Origin of the sequence: Burkholderia pyrrocinia, assembly GCF_003330765.1 — a bacterium.
Lineage (GTDB): Bacteria > Pseudomonadota > Gammaproteobacteria > Burkholderiales > Burkholderiaceae > Burkholderia > Burkholderia pyrrocinia_B.
In genome coordinates this window covers 1,038,049-1,054,532 of sequence record NZ_CP024903.1, presented here as the reverse complement: position 1 = coordinate 1,054,532, position 16,484 = coordinate 1,038,049, and the positions used below count along the sequence as shown (strand labels likewise).

The 16,484-nt window shown below is 68.4% G+C and carries 15 protein-coding genes; 8 read left to right on the top strand and 7 right to left on the bottom strand.

The features are described from left to right. From CUJ89_RS22195 to CUJ89_RS22185, 3 genes are read left to right on the top strand one after another with little or no spacing between them, the layout of a single operon-like run. Positions 1-936: an SDR family NAD(P)-dependent oxidoreductase gene (locus CUJ89_RS22195; protein WP_114179587.1), complete on the top strand. Its 936-nt coding sequence runs from the start codon at positions 1-3 to the stop codon at positions 934-936. Then, positions 933-1,838: a metal-dependent hydrolase gene (locus CUJ89_RS22190; RefSeq protein WP_114179586.1), complete on the top strand. Its 906-nt coding sequence runs from the start codon at positions 933-935 to the stop codon at positions 1,836-1,838. The genes CUJ89_RS22195 and CUJ89_RS22190 overlap by 4 nt, the downstream gene beginning before the upstream one ends. 4 nt (positions 1,839-1,842) lie before the next feature. Beyond that, the gene (locus CUJ89_RS22185; RefSeq protein WP_114179585.1) at positions 1,843-2,754 is read left to right on the top strand and encodes an alpha/beta fold hydrolase; all 912 of its coding nucleotides are present in this window, start codon (positions 1,843-1,845) and stop codon (positions 2,752-2,754) included. Here the strand turns inward: CUJ89_RS22185 and CUJ89_RS22180 are convergent. Continuing rightward, positions 2,709-3,269, bottom strand: coding sequence for a putative glycolipid-binding domain-containing protein (locus CUJ89_RS22180; RefSeq protein WP_114179584.1), 561 nt, complete (start codon positions 3,267-3,269; stop codon positions 2,709-2,711). The two genes, CUJ89_RS22185 and CUJ89_RS22180, sit on opposite strands and share 46 nt — an antisense overlap. Positions 3,270-3,525: 256 nt before the next feature. On the opposite strand from CUJ89_RS22180, the gene CUJ89_RS22175 reads away from it, so the two are divergent. From CUJ89_RS22175 to CUJ89_RS22160, 4 genes are all read left to right on the top strand, one after another. Next, positions 3,526-4,416 carry an urea transporter gene (locus CUJ89_RS22175; RefSeq protein WP_114179583.1) on the top strand — a complete coding sequence of 297 codons (891 nt, stop codon included), beginning with the start codon at positions 3,526-3,528 and terminating at the stop codon, positions 4,414-4,416. Further along, entirely contained in the window at positions 4,391-5,167 is a 777-nt protein-coding gene (locus CUJ89_RS22170) for a class II aldolase/adducin family protein (RefSeq protein WP_114179582.1), read from the top strand. Before CUJ89_RS22175 ends, CUJ89_RS22170 begins: the two co-directional genes overlap by 26 nt. 55 nt (positions 5,168-5,222) lie before the next feature. Beyond that, entirely contained in the window at positions 5,223-5,411 is a 189-nt protein-coding gene (locus tag CUJ89_RS22165; RefSeq protein WP_114179581.1) for a 4-oxalocrotonate tautomerase, read from the top strand. A gap of 190 nt (positions 5,412-5,601) precedes the next feature. Continuing rightward, positions 5,602-10,443: an NAD-glutamate dehydrogenase gene (locus tag CUJ89_RS22160; RefSeq protein ID WP_114179580.1), complete on the top strand. Its 4,842-nt coding sequence runs from the start codon at positions 5,602-5,604 to the stop codon at positions 10,441-10,443. Between the two features lie 88 nt (positions 10,444-10,531). Here CUJ89_RS22160 and CUJ89_RS22155 read toward each other — a convergent pair whose 3' ends face one another. The 6 genes from CUJ89_RS22155 to CUJ89_RS22125 all read right to left on the bottom strand — a co-directional run bounded on the left by CUJ89_RS22155 (position 10,532) and on the right by CUJ89_RS22125 (position 15,556). Continuing rightward, entirely contained in the window at positions 10,532-11,392 is an 861-nt protein-coding gene (locus CUJ89_RS22155) for a class I SAM-dependent methyltransferase (protein WP_114181501.1), read from the bottom strand. A 7-nt stretch (positions 11,393-11,399) separates the two neighbouring features. Further along, on the bottom strand, positions 11,400-11,750 hold the full coding sequence (locus CUJ89_RS22150) for a VOC family protein (protein ID WP_114179579.1): 351 nt from the start codon (positions 11,748-11,750) through the stop codon (positions 11,400-11,402). Position 11,751: 1 nt separating this feature from the next. Next, entirely contained in the window at positions 11,752-11,928 is a 177-nt protein-coding gene (locus CUJ89_RS22145; protein WP_114179578.1) for a ribbon-helix-helix domain-containing protein, read from the bottom strand. A gap of 113 nt (positions 11,929-12,041) precedes the next feature. Beyond that, positions 12,042-12,872 (bottom strand): arylamine N-acetyltransferase family protein, encoded by an 831-nt coding sequence (locus CUJ89_RS22140; RefSeq protein WP_114179577.1) that lies wholly within the window; start codon positions 12,870-12,872, stop codon positions 12,042-12,044. Positions 12,873-12,995: 123 nt separating this feature from the next. Next, positions 12,996-13,682, bottom strand: coding sequence for a hypothetical protein (locus tag CUJ89_RS22135; protein ID WP_114179576.1), 687 nt, complete (start codon positions 13,680-13,682; stop codon positions 12,996-12,998). Between the two features lie 389 nt (positions 13,683-14,071). Continuing rightward, complete coding sequence (locus CUJ89_RS22125) at positions 14,072-15,556, bottom strand: amidase (protein ID WP_114179574.1); 1,485 nt, start codon at positions 15,554-15,556, stop codon at positions 14,072-14,074. A 353-nt stretch (positions 15,557-15,909) separates the two neighbouring features. On the opposite strand from CUJ89_RS22125, the gene CUJ89_RS22120 reads away from it, so the two are divergent. Next, entirely contained in the window at positions 15,910-16,344 is a 435-nt protein-coding gene (locus CUJ89_RS22120) for a universal stress protein (protein ID WP_114179573.1), read from the top strand. Positions 16,345-16,484 lie beyond the last annotated feature (140 nt).

Here is a 16,484-nt window from a genome sequence, read left to right as displayed (position 1 = left end):
ATGAGAGATTTCGCCAACAAGGTCGCCGCGATCACGGGTGCCGGCTCGGGCATGGGCCGCTCGCTCGCGATCCAGCTCGCGCAGGCCGGCTGCCATGTATCGCTCGCCGACAAGAACGGCGTCGGCCTCGCGGAAACCGAACGGATCGTCCGCGCGATCGCGCCGAACGTGCGCGTGTCGACGCGCGTGCTCGACGTCGGCGAGCGCGACGCGATGTTCGCGTGGGCCGACGACACCGCGAAGGAGCACGGCAAGGTCAACCTGGTCTTCAACAACGCGGGCGTCGCGCTGTCGAGCACGATCGAAGGGATGGAATACAGCGATCTCGAGTGGATCGTGAACATCAACTTCTGGGGCGTGGTGCACGGCACGAAGGCGTTCCTGCCGCACCTGAAGGCATCGGGCGACGGCCACGTGATCAACACGTCGAGCCTGTTCGGGATCTTCGCGCAGCCGGGCATGAGCGGCTACAACGCGACCAAGTTCGCGGTACGCGGCTTCACCGAGTCGCTGCGCCAGGAACTCGACATGATGAAGTGCGGCGTGTCGGCGACCTGCGTGCATCCGGGCGGCATCCGCACGAACATCGCGCAGGCCAGCCGCGTCTCGAAGAACATGGTCGGCTTCATGGTCGCAAGCGAGCAGCAAGGCAGGGACACGTTCGAGAAGTTCTTCATCACGACCGCCGACGACGCCGCGCGCACGATCCTCGCCGGCGTGCGCCGGAACAAGCGCCGCGTGCTGATTGGCCGCGATGCGAAGGCCGGTGACTGGATGGCGCGCATCCTGCCGTCCGCCTACCAGGCGCTCGTCGTGCTGGCGACGCGCCGCGAGGCCGCGAAGGCCCGCCGCCACGCCGCACGCGGCACGCCGGCGCCCGCGCCGCTGCACGCCACGTACAACAACGCAGGCAATCAGGGAGGAGAACAATCATGACGACCCCGAACATGATGCCGGTGCGGCGCGACATCCGTTTCGCGCTGCCCCCCGAACGCGCGCGCGACTGGCACGTGCAGGGCGTACCGGTCACGCACTTCATGAACGCGCTGTCGCTGCTGTTCCCGGCCGGCGAGCGCTTCTTCATGGATTCGGTGCGCCACTACCGCGACCGGATCGAGGATCCCGAGCTGAAGAAGCAGGTGCTCGGCTTCATCGGCCAGGAAGCGATGCACACGCGCGAGCACATCGAATACAACGACCTGCTGCAAGCGTCGGGCCTGCCGGCGCACAAGCTCGACAAGCGCCTGTGGACGATCCTCGGCTGGTTCAAGAAGGCGCTGCCGCATTCGATGCAGCTCGCGATCACGATCGCGCTCGAGCACTACACGGCGATCCTCGCGAACCAGCTGCTGTCGGGCCACGAGCACCGGATCGACGGATCGGTCGAAGGCTACCAGCAGATGTGGATGTGGCATGCGATGGAGGAAACCGAGCACAAGGCGGTGTCCTACGACGTGTGGTCCACCGTGATGAAGCCGGGCCTCGGCAGCTACCTGCTGCGCACCGGCACGATGCTGACGACGACCGTGTTCTTCTGGGCGATCGTATTCGACTTCCACGTGCGCCTGATGCGCGCGCACCGTCGCGAACACGGCAAGTTCGGCGGCATGTGGCGCCTCGTGAAGTATCTGTACGGCCCGAAGCACGGCGTGTTTCCGAGCATCGCGCGCGAATGGCTCGACTACTTCCGCCCGGGCTTCCACCCGTGGGACCACGACAACCACCAGTACCTGCAGGGGCTCGACACGCTGCTCGAAAACATCGACGCGACCAACGCGCGCTACGCGACGCAGGCCGCCCCGCGCCGCGTGCCGCTGCACCCGGTTCCGCAGGCATGACGCCATGGCGCGCGCACACGCGATGCTGACCGTCCAGTCCGGCGACGTGAAACTCGCCGTCTACGCAAGCGGGCCGCGGCGCGCGCCGCCGCTGATCCTCGTGCACGGCTACCCCGATTCGGCGGCCGTGTGGGCGCCGATCCGCGCGCGGCTCGCGAAGCGCTACCGCGTGATCGCCTACGACGTGCGCGGCGCCGGCGCGTCCGATGCGCCGCGACGCCGCGCCGACTACACGCTCGCGCGGCTCGCCGACGACCTGAAGGCGGTAGCCGACGCGACCTGCGGCGACCGGCCGTTCCACCTCGTCGGCCACGACTGGGGCTCGATCCAGTGCTGGGAGGCCGTGACCGACCCCGCGTTCCGCGGCCGGATCGCGTCGTACACGTCGATCTCGGGCCCGTGCCTCGATCACGTGTTCCGCGCGAAGATGCGGCTCAAGCAGAGCCTGAAGTCGTGGTACATCGCGTTCTTCCACCTGCCGCTCGTGCCGTCGCTGGTGTGGCGGCTCGGCGGAGCAGCACTGTGGCCGCGCTGGCTGCAGTTCACCGAGCGCGTGCGCGCCGAGCGCGATCCCGTGCAATTGAAGAACGCGCTGAACGGCCTGCAGCTCTACCGTGCGAACTTCCTGGCGCGGGCGCGCAAGCCGCGCGAACGGTACGCGCAGGCGCCCGTGCAGATCCTGGTGCCGGTGCGCGACCGTTACGTGACGCCCGAGATGTCGGTCGACCTCGATCGCTGGCTCGGCGACCACGTGCGCGAGGAAATCGACGGCACGCACTGGATCGTGCTGCGCCACCCGGACATGATCGCGTCGCGGATCGACCGCTTCGCGTCCGCGCACGAGCGGCCGGCGGTCACGACCGCCGCCGTTCAGCGCAGCGTCGGCGCCGGCAGGCGCCTGAACAGCGTCTCGTAGTCGACGACGAGCCCATCGTCGTCGATGTCCATCTCGGCCGTGAAATTTCGGAAGATCCCTTCGTAGCGGTAGCGCCGGCCCGGCTCGATGCAGGCGTAGGCCTGCTTGACCGGCGTGACCTTCAGGTCCGGCGTCGAGATGTACGCGACGTCGATCGGCCGCCGCTCGCCGCGCGCGAGCCCGAGGCGGCCGATCGGCAGCGAATTCGTGAACGGCGTCGCCGCGATGTCGATGTCGATGCAGCCGTCCAGCGCCGGCAGCGCGCGGCCCGTGCCGTCGCGCCAGCGGCCTGCGCCGTCGCCGCGCAGTTCGAGCGTGCCGCCGCCCATCACCTTGAGCACCGCATACGTCGCGCGCCATTGCGGATCGCACTCGACGCGATACGCGAGCCCGTATGCACGGCCGTACCGCTGGCCGACCACCGCGCTTTCGACGACGATCCCGCCGCCGCTCCGGTCGAACGTCAGATGTTCGACCCCGTCGCCCTCGAGCGACGCCCAACGCACTTCGCGCATCGTCCGGCCTCCCGGTTTCCCCGATGCGGGGCATCGTCGCACGAATCCCGCAACGAAAACGCCAGCAGATTCCCAAATTCGCTACCAAAACAGATAACGCACCAAAAAACGCTAACGCAGCCCAGGTCAAACACGGGAAAACATCCCCATTCCCCGATCTGGGGCATCGCCCACAAATCCTGACTATCCAGAATTCCCTATTCCGGTGCATGGGTTTGTGTCCTATGCTCGCGGCTCGTCCTGTTTCGCCGCCACCATGTCTACCGCCCGCTCCGCCTCGCCATCGATCGACCTGCGCATCCTGTTGCGCGGCATCGGGCAGATCGTGCTGCAGGCGAATGCGTTCACCGGCACGCTGCTGCTCGCGGCGCTGGCGCTGACCGACTTGCGGCTCGCGTGCGCGGCGCTGGTCGGCTCGGCCGCCGCCAGCATGACCGCCGTGCTGACGGGCGCCGAACGCCGCGACGTCGAACAGGGGCTGCACGGCTTCAACGGCGCACTCGCCGCGCTGATCGCCGTCGTTTTCGCGCCCGATCCCCACGTCGCCCTCAGGCTGACGCCGCTGGCCGCAATCGGTGCGGCACTCGTGCAGCGCGCGATGCGCGCGCCGCTCGCCCGCTGGCGCCAGTGCCCGTATTCCAGCCCGTGCCTCGCCGTCACAGCGTTGTGGCTGCCGTTTGTCGCGCTGCAGCATGCCGATGGCGCCACGGCCGCCGCGACGACGCTTGTGTCGGCGGGCGCCGCGCTGCTCGCGGGCGTCGCCCAGACCACCTTCGCGCAGGGCGCTTGGGCCGGCGCGCTGATCGTCGCCGGCATCGCCGTCGCGTCGCGGCGTGCGGCCGCATTCGCGCTCGGCGGCGCGATCGTGTCGACCGTGCTGCTGGCCGCGCTCGGCGCCGACCACGCGTTGTTCGCGGCCGGCCTGCTCGGCTTCAACGGCGCGCTTGCCGCGCTCGCGCTGATGTCGCGCGGCGTACGGGCCGCGCTCGCGGCCGCCGCACTCGCCGCGTTGATCCAGTGGCTCGCGACGCGCGCGGGCATGCCCGTGTTCACGGCGCCGTTCGCGCTCGCGTCGTGGGTCACGGTAGCCGTCGCGCGCCGCTTCACTCTTGGAGAACCCGATGTCGTCATTCGCACACCGTCCTGATGCCGTCAAGCCCGGCGGCCCGACCTCGGACGCCGAACGCCGGCTGCGCGTCGACCTCGCCGCCGCGTATCGGCTCGTCGCGCTGAACGGCTGGGACGACCTGATCTACACGCATCTTTCCGCGACCGTGCCAGGCGAGCCCGGTCACTTCCTGATCAATCCGTTCGGCCTCACGTTCGACGAGGTCCGCGCGTCGAACCTCGTGAAGATCGACCTCGCCGGCAATCGGATCGGCGACAGCGAGCATGCAGTCAATGTGACCGGTTTCGCGCTGCACGCGGCCGTACACGCCGCGCGCGCCGATGCCGTCTGCGTGATGCATCTGCACAATACGGCCGGCATCGCCGTGTCGATCCAGCGCGATGGGCTGCTGCCCGCGTCGCAGCACGCGCTGCGGTTTCATGGCGACCTCGCGTACCACGACTACGAGGCGCTCGCGTTCTCGCCGGCCGAAGGCGCGCGGCTAACCGCGAGCCTCGGCGCGAAATCCGCGATGCTGCTGCGCAATCACGGCACGCTGACGGTCGGCCGTACCGTTGCCGAAGCCTATGTGCTGATGGATACGCTGATCAAGGCGTGCGACATCCAGGTCCGCGCGCAGGCTGGCGGCGGGTCGCTCGTGCTGCCGGACCCGGCCGTCGCGGACCGCACCGCCGAACAACTGCGCGACGGCGGCGCGATCGAAGGCGAGCTGGAATGGCCGGCGCTGCTGCGCCGGCTCGACCGGATCGATCCGTCGTATCGCGACTGACGCCGTCGCCGGCCTCTCAACGAATCGTTCACCCCAACCATCGGAGCATCCAGTCATGCCGACTTTCAATATCCAGTTGTTCGAAGGCCGTACCGTCGAGCAGAAGCGCGAATTCGTCGAAGCGATTACACGCGTCACGTGCGAGACGCTCGGCTGCACGCCGGGCTCGGTCGACATCATCCTGACCGACGTGAAGAAGGAGAACTGGGCGACGGCCGGAAAGCTGTGGAGCGACGAGCGCTGAGCGACAACGGCGGCGTCACTTCGGCACCGCTCGCAATGCGCTGACGCATACCCGCGTCGTCCGCGACGGACACTGCAGGCGGCTTCCTCCGCCCTCTCCCGTTGTGCGCCCGCACATCGCTTTGTCACGCAATCGGCGCATAATGCCGGACACACGCAGCAGCCAATGGCCACCCGACGAGGAGACCGCCATGGAAGCGAAGAACGAAGAAGTCGTCGCACACCTGCTCTCCGACGTCGTCGAATTCGCGCGCGGGCGCCTGCCCGAAGCCACGTTCCGGATCGTCGAACCCTTCCTGCATCATTACTACGATTTCGTCGACGCCGACGATCTGCAGAACCGCAGCATCGCCGATCTCTACGGCGCCGCGATGGCGCACTGGCAGACCGCCCAGAAATTCGTGCCCGGCAACGAACGGCTGCGCGTATACAACCCGATCCTCGAACAGCACGGCTGGCATTCCGACCACACGGTCATCGAGATCGTCAACGACGACATGCCGTTCCTCGTCGACTCGGTGACGATGGCCGTGAACCGCCTCGGGCTCGCGCTGCATTCGGCGCTGCACCCCGTGTTCCGCATCTGGCGCGGCGCCAACGGCAGCATCGAGCGCGTCGACGCGGGCGGCGCGACGCCCGGCGACGCCCAGTCGCAGCTCGCGTCGTTCATCCATTTCGAAGTCGATCGCTGCGGCGACGCCGCGCTGCTCGATACGCTGCGCGAGGACATCGCGCACGTGCTCGGCGACGTGCGCGCATCGGTCGAGGACTGGCCGAAGATCGTCGACATCGCCCGCGCGACGATCAAGGAGATGAAGGCGCGCGAATCGACCGCGGAAGACATCGAGGCGCGCGCGTTCCTCGAATGGATGGCCGCCGATCACTTCACGTTCCTCGGCCAGCGCGACTACGCGCTCGTGTCGCACGGCGCGGGTTTCGGCCTGCGCGGCATCGAGGGCTCCGGCGTCGGCATCCTGCGCGAATCGCTGCGCACGTCGGGCGCTCCCGACGTGACGCCGCTACCGCAAGCCGCCGCCGACATCATCACCGGCCCCTGGCCGATCTTCCTGACCAAGGCGAATTCGCGCGCGACCGTGCACCGGCCCGGCTATCTCGACTATGTCGGCGTGAAACTCGTCAGCGCCGACGGCAAGGTCACCGGCGAGCGCCGCTTCATCGGGCTCTACACGTCGACCGCGTACATGGTGTCGAGCGCCGAGATCCCGATCGTGCGCCGCAAGTGCGCGAACATCGTGCGGCGCGCGGGCTTCCTGCCGAAGGGGCATCTCGGCAAGACGCTCGTGACGGTGCTCGAAACCTATCCGCGCGACGAGCTGTTCCAGGCCGACGAAGACCAGCTCTACGACATCGCGCTCGGCATCCTGCGGCTGCAGGAACACCAGCGCACGCGCCTGTTCGTGCGCCGCGACCGGTTCGACCGCTTCGTGTCGTGCCTCGTGTTCGTGCCGCGCGACAAGTACAACACCGACCTGCGCCGGCGCATCGCAAAGCTGCTCGTCGACGCGTACAACGGCGTGAACGTCGAATTCACGCCGCTGCTTTCGGAATCAGCGATCGCGCGGATTCATTTCGTCGTGCACGCGGAACCGGGCACGATGCCGGACGTCGACACGCGCGAACTCGAAACGCGGCTCGTGCAGGTCGCGCGCCGCTGGCAGGACGATCTCGCCGACGCGCTGCTCGACGCATTCGGCGAAGAGCAAGGCAACCGCCTGCTGCAGCGCTATGCCGATTCGTTCCCGGCCGGCTATCGCGACGACTACCCCGCGCGCACGGCCGTGCGCGACATCGAGCTGATCGAGCGCGTGAAGGATTCGGGCCAGCTCGCGATGAACCTGTACCGGCCGATCGAGGCCGAGGCGCGCGCATTCCGCTTCAAGGTCTATCGCGCGGGCGACCCGATCGCGCTGTCGCGCAGCCTGCCGATGCTCGAGCATCTCGGCGTGCGCGTCGACGAGGAGCGGCCGTACCGGATCCAGACGCAGGACGCCGCACACGCATGGGTGCACGACTTCGGCCTCGAGCTCGCCGACGATACCGAGTTCGACATCGAGCGCGTGAAAGGCCTGTTCGAGGATGCGTTCGACCGGATCTGGAACGGCCGGATCGAGAACGACGACTTCAACCGCCTCGTGCTGCGCGCGCACCTGAGCGCGCGTGAAGTGACGATCCTGCGCGCGTATGCGAAATACCTGCGGCAGGTCGGCTCGACGTTCAGCGACGCGTATATCGAACGCGCGCTGACCGGCAATCCGGCAATCGCGCGGCAGCTCGTCGAGTTGTTCCTGCTGCGCTTCGACCCGCTCACCGGCGACACGCGCGACGTGCAGGCCGAACGGCTGCTGAAGGCGATCGAAGGCGCGCTCGACCAGGTGCCGAACCTCGACGAGGACCGCATCCTGCGCCAGTTCCTCGGCGTAATCAACGCGACCGAGCGCACGAACTACTTCCTGCTCGACGCGAACGGCGAATCGAAACCCTACCTGTCGTTCAAGTTCAATCCGGCGAAAGTGCCGGGCCTGCCCGAACCGAAGCCGATGTTCGAGATCTGGGTGTATTCGCCGCGCGTCGAAGGCGTGCACCTGCGCGGCGGGCGCGTCGCGCGCGGCGGCTTGCGCTGGTCGGATCGCCGCGAGGATTTCCGCACCGAGGTGCTCGGGCTGATGAAGGCGCAGATGGTGAAGAACGTCGTGATCGTGCCAGTCGGCTCGAAAGGCGGCTTCGTCGTGAAGAACCCGCCACCGCCGAGCGATCGCGAAGCGTGGATGCGCGAAGGCATCGCGTGCTACCAGACGTTCCTGCGCGGCCTGCTCGACCTGACCGACAACCTCGCCGGCACCGCGATCGTGCCGCCGCCCGACGTCGTACGCCACGACCCCGACGATCCGTATCTCGTCGTCGCCGCCGACAAGGGCACGGCCACCTTCTCCGACTACGCGAACGCGATCTCGCACGAGTACGGCTTCTGGCTCGACGACGCGTTCGCGTCCGGCGGCTCGGTCGGCTACGACCACAAGAAGATGGCGATCACCGCGCGCGGCGCATGGGAATCGGTCAAGCGGCACTTCCGCGAGATGGGCGTCGATACGCAGACGACCGACTTCACCGTGGTCGGCGTCGGCGACATGTCGGGCGACGTGTTCGGCAACGGGATGCTGCTGTCGCCGCATATCCGGCTCGTCGCCGCGTTCGATCACCGGCACGTGTTCCTCGACCCGAACCCCGATCCCGCGACGAGCTTCGCGGAGCGCCAGCGCATGTTCGCGCTCGAACGCTCGAGCTGGGCCGACTACGATTCGGCCGCGATCTCGTCGGGCGGCGGCGTCTACCCGCGCACCGCGAAGACGATCCCGCTGTCGCCGGCCGTGCAGGCCGCGCTCGGCATCGACGCGCACGCGCTGGCGCCGACCGAGCTGATCCGCGCGATCCTGCAGGCGCCGGTCGACCTGCTGTACAACGGCGGCATCGGCACCTACGTGAAGGCTGCGCGCGAGACCCACCTGCAGGTCGGCGACCGTGCGAGCGACGCGGTACGCGTGAACGGTGCAGACCTGCGCTGCAAGGTCGTCGGCGAAGGCGGCAATCTCGGCTGCACGCAGTTCGGCCGCATCGAGTTCGCGCAGCGCGGCGGCCGCATCAACACCGATGCGATCGACAACTCCGCCGGCGTCGATTGTTCGGATCACGAAGTCAACATCAAGATCCTGCTCGGACTCGTCGTCTCCGACGGCGAGATGACCGAGAAGCAGCGCAATGCCCTGCTCGCGGAGATGACCGACGAAGTCGGGCTGCTCGTGCTGCGCGACAACTACTACCAGACGCAGGCGCTGTCGATCGCGGGTCGTTATGCCGTCGAGATGCTCGACGCCGAGGCGCGCCTGATGCGCTGGCTCGAACGCGCGGGCCGCCTGAACCGCGTGATCGAATTCCTGCCGACCGACGACGAAGTCGCCGAACGGCAAACCGCGAAGCTCGGCCTCACGTCGCCGGAACGCGCGGTGCTGCTCGCGTACAGCAAGATGTGGCTCTACGACGCGCTGCTCGAATCCGACGTGCCCGAGGATCCGCTGGTTGCCGCGATGCTCGTCGACTACTTCCCGAAGCCGCTGCAGCAGCGCTTCAGCGAACCGATGCGCCGCCATCCGCTGCGCCGCGAGATTCTCGCGACGCACCTGACCAACGCGCTCGTGAACCGCGTCGGCTGCGCGTTCGTGCACCGGCTGATGGAGGAAACCGACGCGAAGCCGGGCGACATCGTGCGCGCGTGCATCATGGCGCGCGACGTGTTCGACCTCGATGCGGTATGGCGCGACATCGACGCGCTCGACAACCGTGTCGCCGACGACGTGCAGGCGCGCATGTTCGTCGACGTCGCGCGGCTGCTGGAGCGCGCGGCGCTGTGGTTCCTGCGGCATCTGCAGTCCGGCGCGGTGGCCGACGGCGGCGTGGCCGAGCTGATTGCGCGCTGCCGCGACGCGGCGCAACGGCTTGCGCCGCAACTGCCGTCGCTGCTGCCGGCCGACGATCTCGATGCGCTGTCCCAGCGGCAGCGCGTGCTGGTCGAAGCCGGCGTCGACAGCGCGCTCGCCGTGCGTGTCGCGAGCGGCGACATCTCGGCCGCGCTGCTCGATATCGCCGAAGTGGCCGCGACCTGCAACCGCAGCCTCGAACTCGTCGCGGGCGTGTATTTCTCGCTCGGCACGCTGCTCAATTACGGGTGGATCGGCGAACGCGCGGCGACGCTGCCGACGCCGACGCACTGGGACATGCTGGCGCGCGCGGCCGCGCTCGCGGAAGTCGCGCGCCTCAAGCGCACGCTCGCGACGAGCGCGCTCGCGGAATCGCCGGATTCGGCCACGCCGGAGACGATCGTCGGCGCGTGGCGCGAGCGCCGCGAGTCCGCGCTCGCCCGCTACGAGCACCTGCTCGCGGACCTGCGCGCGTCGGGCGGCGCAAGCCTCGCGGTGCTGCTCGTGGTCGTGCGGGAGATGGCCGTGCTCGAACGGGCCTGACCGATCCGCCCGGCATCCGGCGAATTCGCGCCGCCGGCCCGGTGTGCCCGGAACCGGCTCGCACGTATGTGCTGGCTTGCGTGCGACGCTAGACCGTCGCGACCAGCAGCTCTTCCGCGTTGTTCGGCGGCCTGAGACCGTCCGTGCGATCCGCGAAGTAACGCCGCGTCAATTCGGCGGCCGACACATGCCCTGCCTTCGCGAAACCGGCTTTCAGCGCGAGCGCCTGGATCTGCGCCGGCATGAAGAAGCTGATGAACGGCGTGCCGCTCGCTTGCGCGCCCTTCGCGGCCATTTCCAGCCCCGGGCGCACGTCCGGATCCGCGTTCTCCAGCGGCAGCAGGAACGTCATCGCGAACGTCGAGCCCGGCGCGAGCGACGCGACTTCGCGCAGCGCGGCCGCGTTCGCGTCGCGCGTCAGGTACATGCTGACGCCGGTGGACACCACGACCGCCGGCTTGCCGGCATCGAAGCCCGCGGCGACGAGCGCATCGCGCCACGACTGTTTCGCCTCGAAATCCACCGGCACGAAACGCAGCCAGTCGGGCACGCCGAAGCCGAGTTCGACCAGGCGGCGCTGCTTCCATGCCTGCGGCACCGGCGGGTCGACTTCGAAGACGGTCATGCGCGACGCCATGTCGGGCCGGCGCTGCACGAAGCTGTCAAGGCCGGCACCGAGGATCACGTACTGGCTCACGCCGCGCGCGGCCTGTTCGACCACGAGATCCTCGATGAAGCGCGCCCGCGCGACGATCGATGCGCGGAACGGCCGCGTGAACTGCGGATCCATGTCGCCGCGCTGCTGCCAGCCCGGCTCCGGCGCGAGCAACCGCAGCCCGACTGTGTCGGCGAGCACGTGCGGCGGCGCGTCGAGTTCGACGTGCAGCGCACGCCACAGCGCGACGCGCGCGGCGGTGCTGTCGGGGGCGTCTTCGCGGGTATCGGTCATATCGGCCTCACGCGCCATGCCGGCCCGGCGCCTGCAGCCGCCACACGCGGCCGTCGGGGTCGCGCACGGTCATGTCGCGCGTGCCCCAGTGCGTATCCTCGAACGGCGTGACGACGTCGACGATCGGTTGCGGGCGCACCGCCTGCTCGTCCGGCACTTTGAGCACGACCTGCATGTCCGGCGTGTCGCCCGGCGGCACTTCGGCAATGAACAGATAGGGGCCGTCGCTGCTGCGCAACCGGCCCGACTGGTGATCGGTTTCGAATTCCAGCGTGAAGCCCAGCGCCTGGAAGAACTTCGCCGACTTGCCCCAGTTGTGCGTCGTCAGGAACACGGCTTCGATTCGCTCGGATGACATGTCATTCCTCCTTGGTGGACGGCCCCGCGCCCGGCTGCGGAGCGGCCAGGTACGCGCGCAACGCATCGGCCACCAGCGCGGACAGCGATTGCTCCGTTTCGATGGCGCGATGCTTGACCTGCCGGATCAGGCTCAGCGGCAGGTACACGTTGAATTGCTTCACTTCTTCGTCGATCATGGAAGCTAGTATGCTAGCAATCTAGTAAATGTCAACCGCGAGCGGTGGAGAGGGATGGCTTGATCGGGTGCGGCCCGTGTGCGGGCCGCCTGCGCGAACACCGTGCGTTCGCGTTATTGCCCGGCGCGAGCCGCCAGCCGCGCAAACAGCGCGTCGAGATCGAATCCCGCCGTATTGATGCCGATCGTGTCGCGCAGGCACGCACCCCACGCGGCCGCGTCGTCGAACGTGACGGTGCGCCCGGCTCCCGCCGCGTCGCGCAGTGTCAGCACGGTGTTGAGCAGCGCCGCGCGGCCGTCCGGCAGCACGCGGCACGCGATCAGGTCGTTCACGAAGATCGATTCGGGATACGTCGACGTGAACCAGTTCGCGGCGTCGTAATCGATCCACTCGGCCGGTTTCAGCGAGAAGCGGTAGGTGGTCTGCCAGCCGTCGGGGATCTCGAACTGCATGTCGAATTCACCGTCGACCGGCGCGTCGACGACGCGAAACGCGCCGTGCGGCGTCAGTTGCCGCTCGCCCGGCACGAAGCGCAGCGGCGCGGTCAGCGTCGCACTGCCGAAGCCGATGTCCGCGAGCCAGACCGCGCCATCGAGATCGATGCGCAGCAGCATGTGCGTCTGCGCCGTGACGATCTCGGGCGGCCGCATCCAGCGCACGCGCGCGATCAGCGGCGTCACGCGAAAACCGATCGTCGTGAGCGCGGTGTAGAACAGCTTGTTGAGTTCGAAACAGTAGCCGCCGCGGCGGTGCCCGATCACCTTGTCGACGATCGCGGGCAGGTCGAGCGCGACGCGCGCGCCGGTCAGCGGATTGAGGTTTTCGAACGGAATCGCCTGCGGGTGCAGCAGATGCAGCCGGCGCAGCACGTCGAGCGTCGGCTCGGCCGGGCCGTCGTAGCCGATGCGGGAGAAATAGCGCGAGAGGTCGAACGAGTCAGTCATGAACCTGCACCGATAAAAGGGACACGCCACGATAGCATCGCGCGAAATCCCCATGTTGTGCGGGACCTTTGTTCTTCGTCGCGCGCGATGCCGGCACCGCATCGCGCGCAATCCCGCGCAGCATTACGGCAGCAGCTTCAGCGCGGACGACGCGACCGACGGCACCGAAATGCCCTGGCTCGTCGCGAACTGCACGGCCTGGCTGAGCGTCGCCGCGAGCGACTGCAACTGGCCCGGCGCGCTTTGCGCGATATACGACGCGGCCTGCATGTTTTGCGGATTCAGGCCCGACTGCAACAACGACGCGGCACTCGTCGAACCGAGATTGCCGAGCCCCGACTGCAGTTGCGAATACTGCGTGAGCCCCTGCCCGAGCGACGCGAGGCCGTTGCTGAACGCCTGCTTGTCGATCGGGCCGTGCGTCGCGCCGCCGCTCGCGAATGCCTGGCCGAGCGCCTGCGACACCGACTGCTGCGCGCCGCCCATTTGCGACAGCGCGGCCGGCGTCAGCGCATCGCCGCCGCTTAGCCGGCCCGCGGCCTGCTGCGCCTGCCCGGCCGCACCGGTGAGCCCCATCGCCGACGCGAGCGACGACTGGCCGGCCAGCACCTGCTGGTTCGCGCCGACGTAGGCCTGCAGCAGTTGCGCGACGCCGCCCTGCGCGGACGCCGCCTGCTGCTGCCCGCCGCCGAGCAGCGACGTGCCGATCGACTGCAGGTCGAGCTGCGCGTGCGCGGCGCCGCTCCCCAGGATGCCGAACGCAATGCCTGCCGATGCCAGATGCCTGGCCGTCGCGCGAATGTGCTTCATGTGTTTCCCTCGTGCCCGAATTGTTGAGGCCGATATTGTCGAAGCGCGTCGCGCGCCGCCGCAACGACTGAAACACATCGAAACGAAATCACGCCGCACGGCCGCTTGCAATTTCGCGACCGCGGTACGCAGTCGCGCGGATTCGTCCGCGTTTGCCGCGCGATATCGGGCGCGTAGCGGGATTCGTTCTCCGGCCGCATCAATGACGGCGGCTTCCGGCCTCCGCAAGCGGCGCGACGAAGCGCATCGCCGCCTGGCGCTGTCGGGCAACGCGTTCGTGGCCGGCACGCGGAGCGCGGACGAACATCCCGTTCCGGGATCGAAGCAAAACGGGCGGCTCGCCGCCGCCCGTTTCGCCACCCGCTACCGGCTACCCGCCGGCCGCGACGTTACGCAGCCATCCACGCCGGCAGCCGCCGGTCGACCCAGTCGGCCGCCTGCTCGTAGCCGCGTGCGAGCTGCAGCACGGCGAGATCGGCGCGCGGGCGCCCGATCAGTTGCATCCCCATCGGCAGCCCCGCGTCGTTGAAGCCGACCGGCACGTTGATCACCGGGCAGCCGGCCAGCGTCCACGGCACGACCGTTTCCATCCAGCGGTGGTAGGTGTCCATCGCGCGCCCCGCGATCTCCTTCGGCCAGCGCTGGTCGACGTCGAACGGGAACACCTGCGCGGTGGGCGCCGCGATGAAGTCGTAGCGGTCAAAGAAGCTCAGCACGGCCTGATGCCACGCGGTGCGCTCGACGCTCGCATCGAACACTGCCGCGCCCTGCATCGCGAGCAGTCCTTCGACCTCGTAGATCGCCTCGGGCTTCAGCAGCGCGCGCCGCGCCGGGTCGCGATAGTGCGCGAGCAGCCCGCCGCCGGACAGCAGATGCCGGTGCGCGAGCCACAGGCGCCAGATCCGGTCGGGCGCGAACGCCGGCAGTGCGGCATCGACGTCGCAACCGATCTCGCGCAGCGTCGCCAGCCCCTGTTCGCACTGCGCGAGCACGCCGGCTTCGGTCGCGAGATAGCCGTTCCAGTCGCCGACCCACGCGACGCGCTTGCCGCGCAGGTCCGTGTCCAGCGGCTGCGCGAACACGGCCGGATCTTCCGCGAGCGACAGCGGATCGTTGCGGTCGTAGCCGGCCTGGATCGCGAGCAGCTGCGCGACGTCGCCGACCGTGCGGCCCATCGGCCCTTCGATGCCGAGCTGCTGCACGAACACGTCGACACCCGGCCATCGCGGCACGCGGCCCTGCGACGGACGGAAGCCGTAGATGTTGCAGAACGCGGCCGGATTGCGCAGCGAACCGCCGAAATCGCTGCCGTCCGCCACCGGCAGCATCCGCGACGCAAGCGCCGCCGCCGTGCCGCCGCTGCTGCCGCCCGCGCTCTTCGTCAGGTCGTACGGATTGCGCGTCGCGCCGTAGACCTCGTTGAACGTGTGCGAGCCGAGCCCGAATTCGGGCGTGTTGGTCTTGCCGATGAAGATCGCGCCGGCCGCGCGCATCCGCGCGACGCCCACGGAATCGGCCTGCGGCACGTTCTCGCGGAAGATCGGCGATCCGTAGGTCGTCCGGAGCCCCTTCGTCATCGCCAGATCCTTCGGCGCCTGCGGCATCCCGTGCATCCAGCCGTGGTACTCGCCGCGCGCCAGCGCGGCATCCTTTTCCGCGGCTTCGGCGAGCAACACGTCGCGGTCGCGCAGCGCGACGATCGCGTTGACCGCGCCGTTCACGCGCTCGACGTGATCGAGATACGCGCGCATCGTCTCGACGCACGAGACAGCCTTGCTGCGGATCGCCGACGCGAGCTCGCCTGCCGACAGGCGCACGATCGGGTCGACGGGGATGGAAGCGGGAGCGAGAAGCTGCGGGGCGCCGTGCGGCATGCGGGGTCTCCTGGGAAGCGGTATCGAATGGCGGGCCGCTGGACGGCGGCCGACGCTCTACTCTACGCGACGCCATCCGCTCGACCTCCGATATTTTGCGGCGCAATTCATTGCGGATTCGACTAAATCGGGGTGGCGCGGGCGGCCGGCGATGCGCTTGCCGACGGCCGCCGCGGCCGCAGCGATCCGGCGTCATCGTTTATGCGCATAAACTTAAATTTCTTATATTTTTAATCTGCGCGTCACGGACCCGCACGCGTTTACGACTTTTTTGCATGGGCACCCGATCTCTTTAGATCGTTTCGTCCGGCCGCAGGCTACGCTGGAAGTACTTCGTTCCCGGGACATCGTCCATGCTCAAGTTGCTGGTTCCGGTCGGCCATTCGCCGCGCTCGCTTCAGGCGGTCCGGCACGCGACGTTTCTGTATCGCGAGCGGTACGCGTCGGAGATCGTGCTGATCAACGTGCAGGCACCACTCGAATCGACACGGCTCGAGGCCTATCACCCGCTGTCGCGGTTGCGCGCGATCGAGGAGAAATTCGCGACCGACGATCTCGCGATGGCCGAGCGGACTTTGCGCGACGCGGGCGTGAAATTCAGCGTCGTGATGAGGGTCGGGCCGGTGGCCGACACCATCGCGGCAGCGGCGGCCGAGACCGGTTGCGACGAGATCGTGGTCGTCGCGCCGAGACATGATCCGCTGCATGCGCTGATGGCGATGTTTCGCCGCAGCGTGATGGATCGGCTGGTGCGGATTTCGAATGTGCCGGTGACGGCGGTGCAATGACAGGGATGGCGCGCCACGCCCGCGCACGGCACTCACGCGTGTGGCGCAGCGCTTATTCGATGACCTTGCGCCAGAACACGAAATAGGCGGCCGCCGAAGACGCAACCAGCAGAATTGCCCACATCGGAGCGAGACTGATC

Excerpts from the sequence above, each read along its gene's own strand:
- CUJ89_RS22195 (WP_114179587.1), top strand. The coding sequence starts at position 1 with ATGAGAGATTTCGCCAACAAGGTCGCCGCGATCACGGGTGCCGGCTCG.
- CUJ89_RS22190 (WP_114179586.1), top strand. The coding sequence starts at position 933 with ATGACGACCCCGAACATGATGCCGGTGCGGCGCGACATCCGTTTCGCG.
- CUJ89_RS22185 (WP_114179585.1), top strand. The coding sequence starts at position 1,843 with ATGGCGCGCGCACACGCGATGCTGACCGTCCAGTCCGGCGACGTGAAA.
- CUJ89_RS22180 (WP_114179584.1), bottom strand. The coding sequence starts at position 3,269 with ATGCGCGAAGTGCGTTGGGCGTCGCTCGAGGGCGACGGGGTCGAACAT.
- CUJ89_RS22175 (WP_114179583.1), top strand. The coding sequence starts at position 3,526 with ATGTCTACCGCCCGCTCCGCCTCGCCATCGATCGACCTGCGCATCCTG.
- CUJ89_RS22170 (WP_114179582.1), top strand. The coding sequence starts at position 4,391 with ATGTCGTCATTCGCACACCGTCCTGATGCCGTCAAGCCCGGCGGCCCG.
- CUJ89_RS22165 (WP_114179581.1), top strand. The coding sequence starts at position 5,223 with ATGCCGACTTTCAATATCCAGTTGTTCGAAGGCCGTACCGTCGAGCAG.
- CUJ89_RS22160 (WP_114179580.1), top strand. The coding sequence starts at position 5,602 with ATGGAAGCGAAGAACGAAGAAGTCGTCGCACACCTGCTCTCCGACGTC.
- CUJ89_RS22155 (WP_114181501.1), bottom strand. The coding sequence starts at position 11,392 with ATGACCGATACCCGCGAAGACGCCCCCGACAGCACCGCCGCGCGCGTC.
- CUJ89_RS22150 (WP_114179579.1), bottom strand. The coding sequence starts at position 11,750 with ATGTCATCCGAGCGAATCGAAGCCGTGTTCCTGACGACGCACAACTGG.
- CUJ89_RS22145 (WP_114179578.1), bottom strand. The coding sequence starts at position 11,928 with ATGATCGACGAAGAAGTGAAGCAATTCAACGTGTACCTGCCGCTGAGC.
- CUJ89_RS22140 (WP_114179577.1), bottom strand. The coding sequence starts at position 12,872 with ATGACTGACTCGTTCGACCTCTCGCGCTATTTCTCCCGCATCGGCTAC.
- CUJ89_RS22135 (WP_114179576.1), bottom strand. The coding sequence starts at position 13,682 with ATGAAGCACATTCGCGCGACGGCCAGGCATCTGGCATCGGCAGGCATT.
- CUJ89_RS22125 (WP_114179574.1), bottom strand. The coding sequence starts at position 15,556 with ATGCCGCACGGCGCCCCGCAGCTTCTCGCTCCCGCTTCCATCCCCGTC.
- CUJ89_RS22120 (WP_114179573.1), top strand. The coding sequence starts at position 15,910 with ATGCTCAAGTTGCTGGTTCCGGTCGGCCATTCGCCGCGCTCGCTTCAG.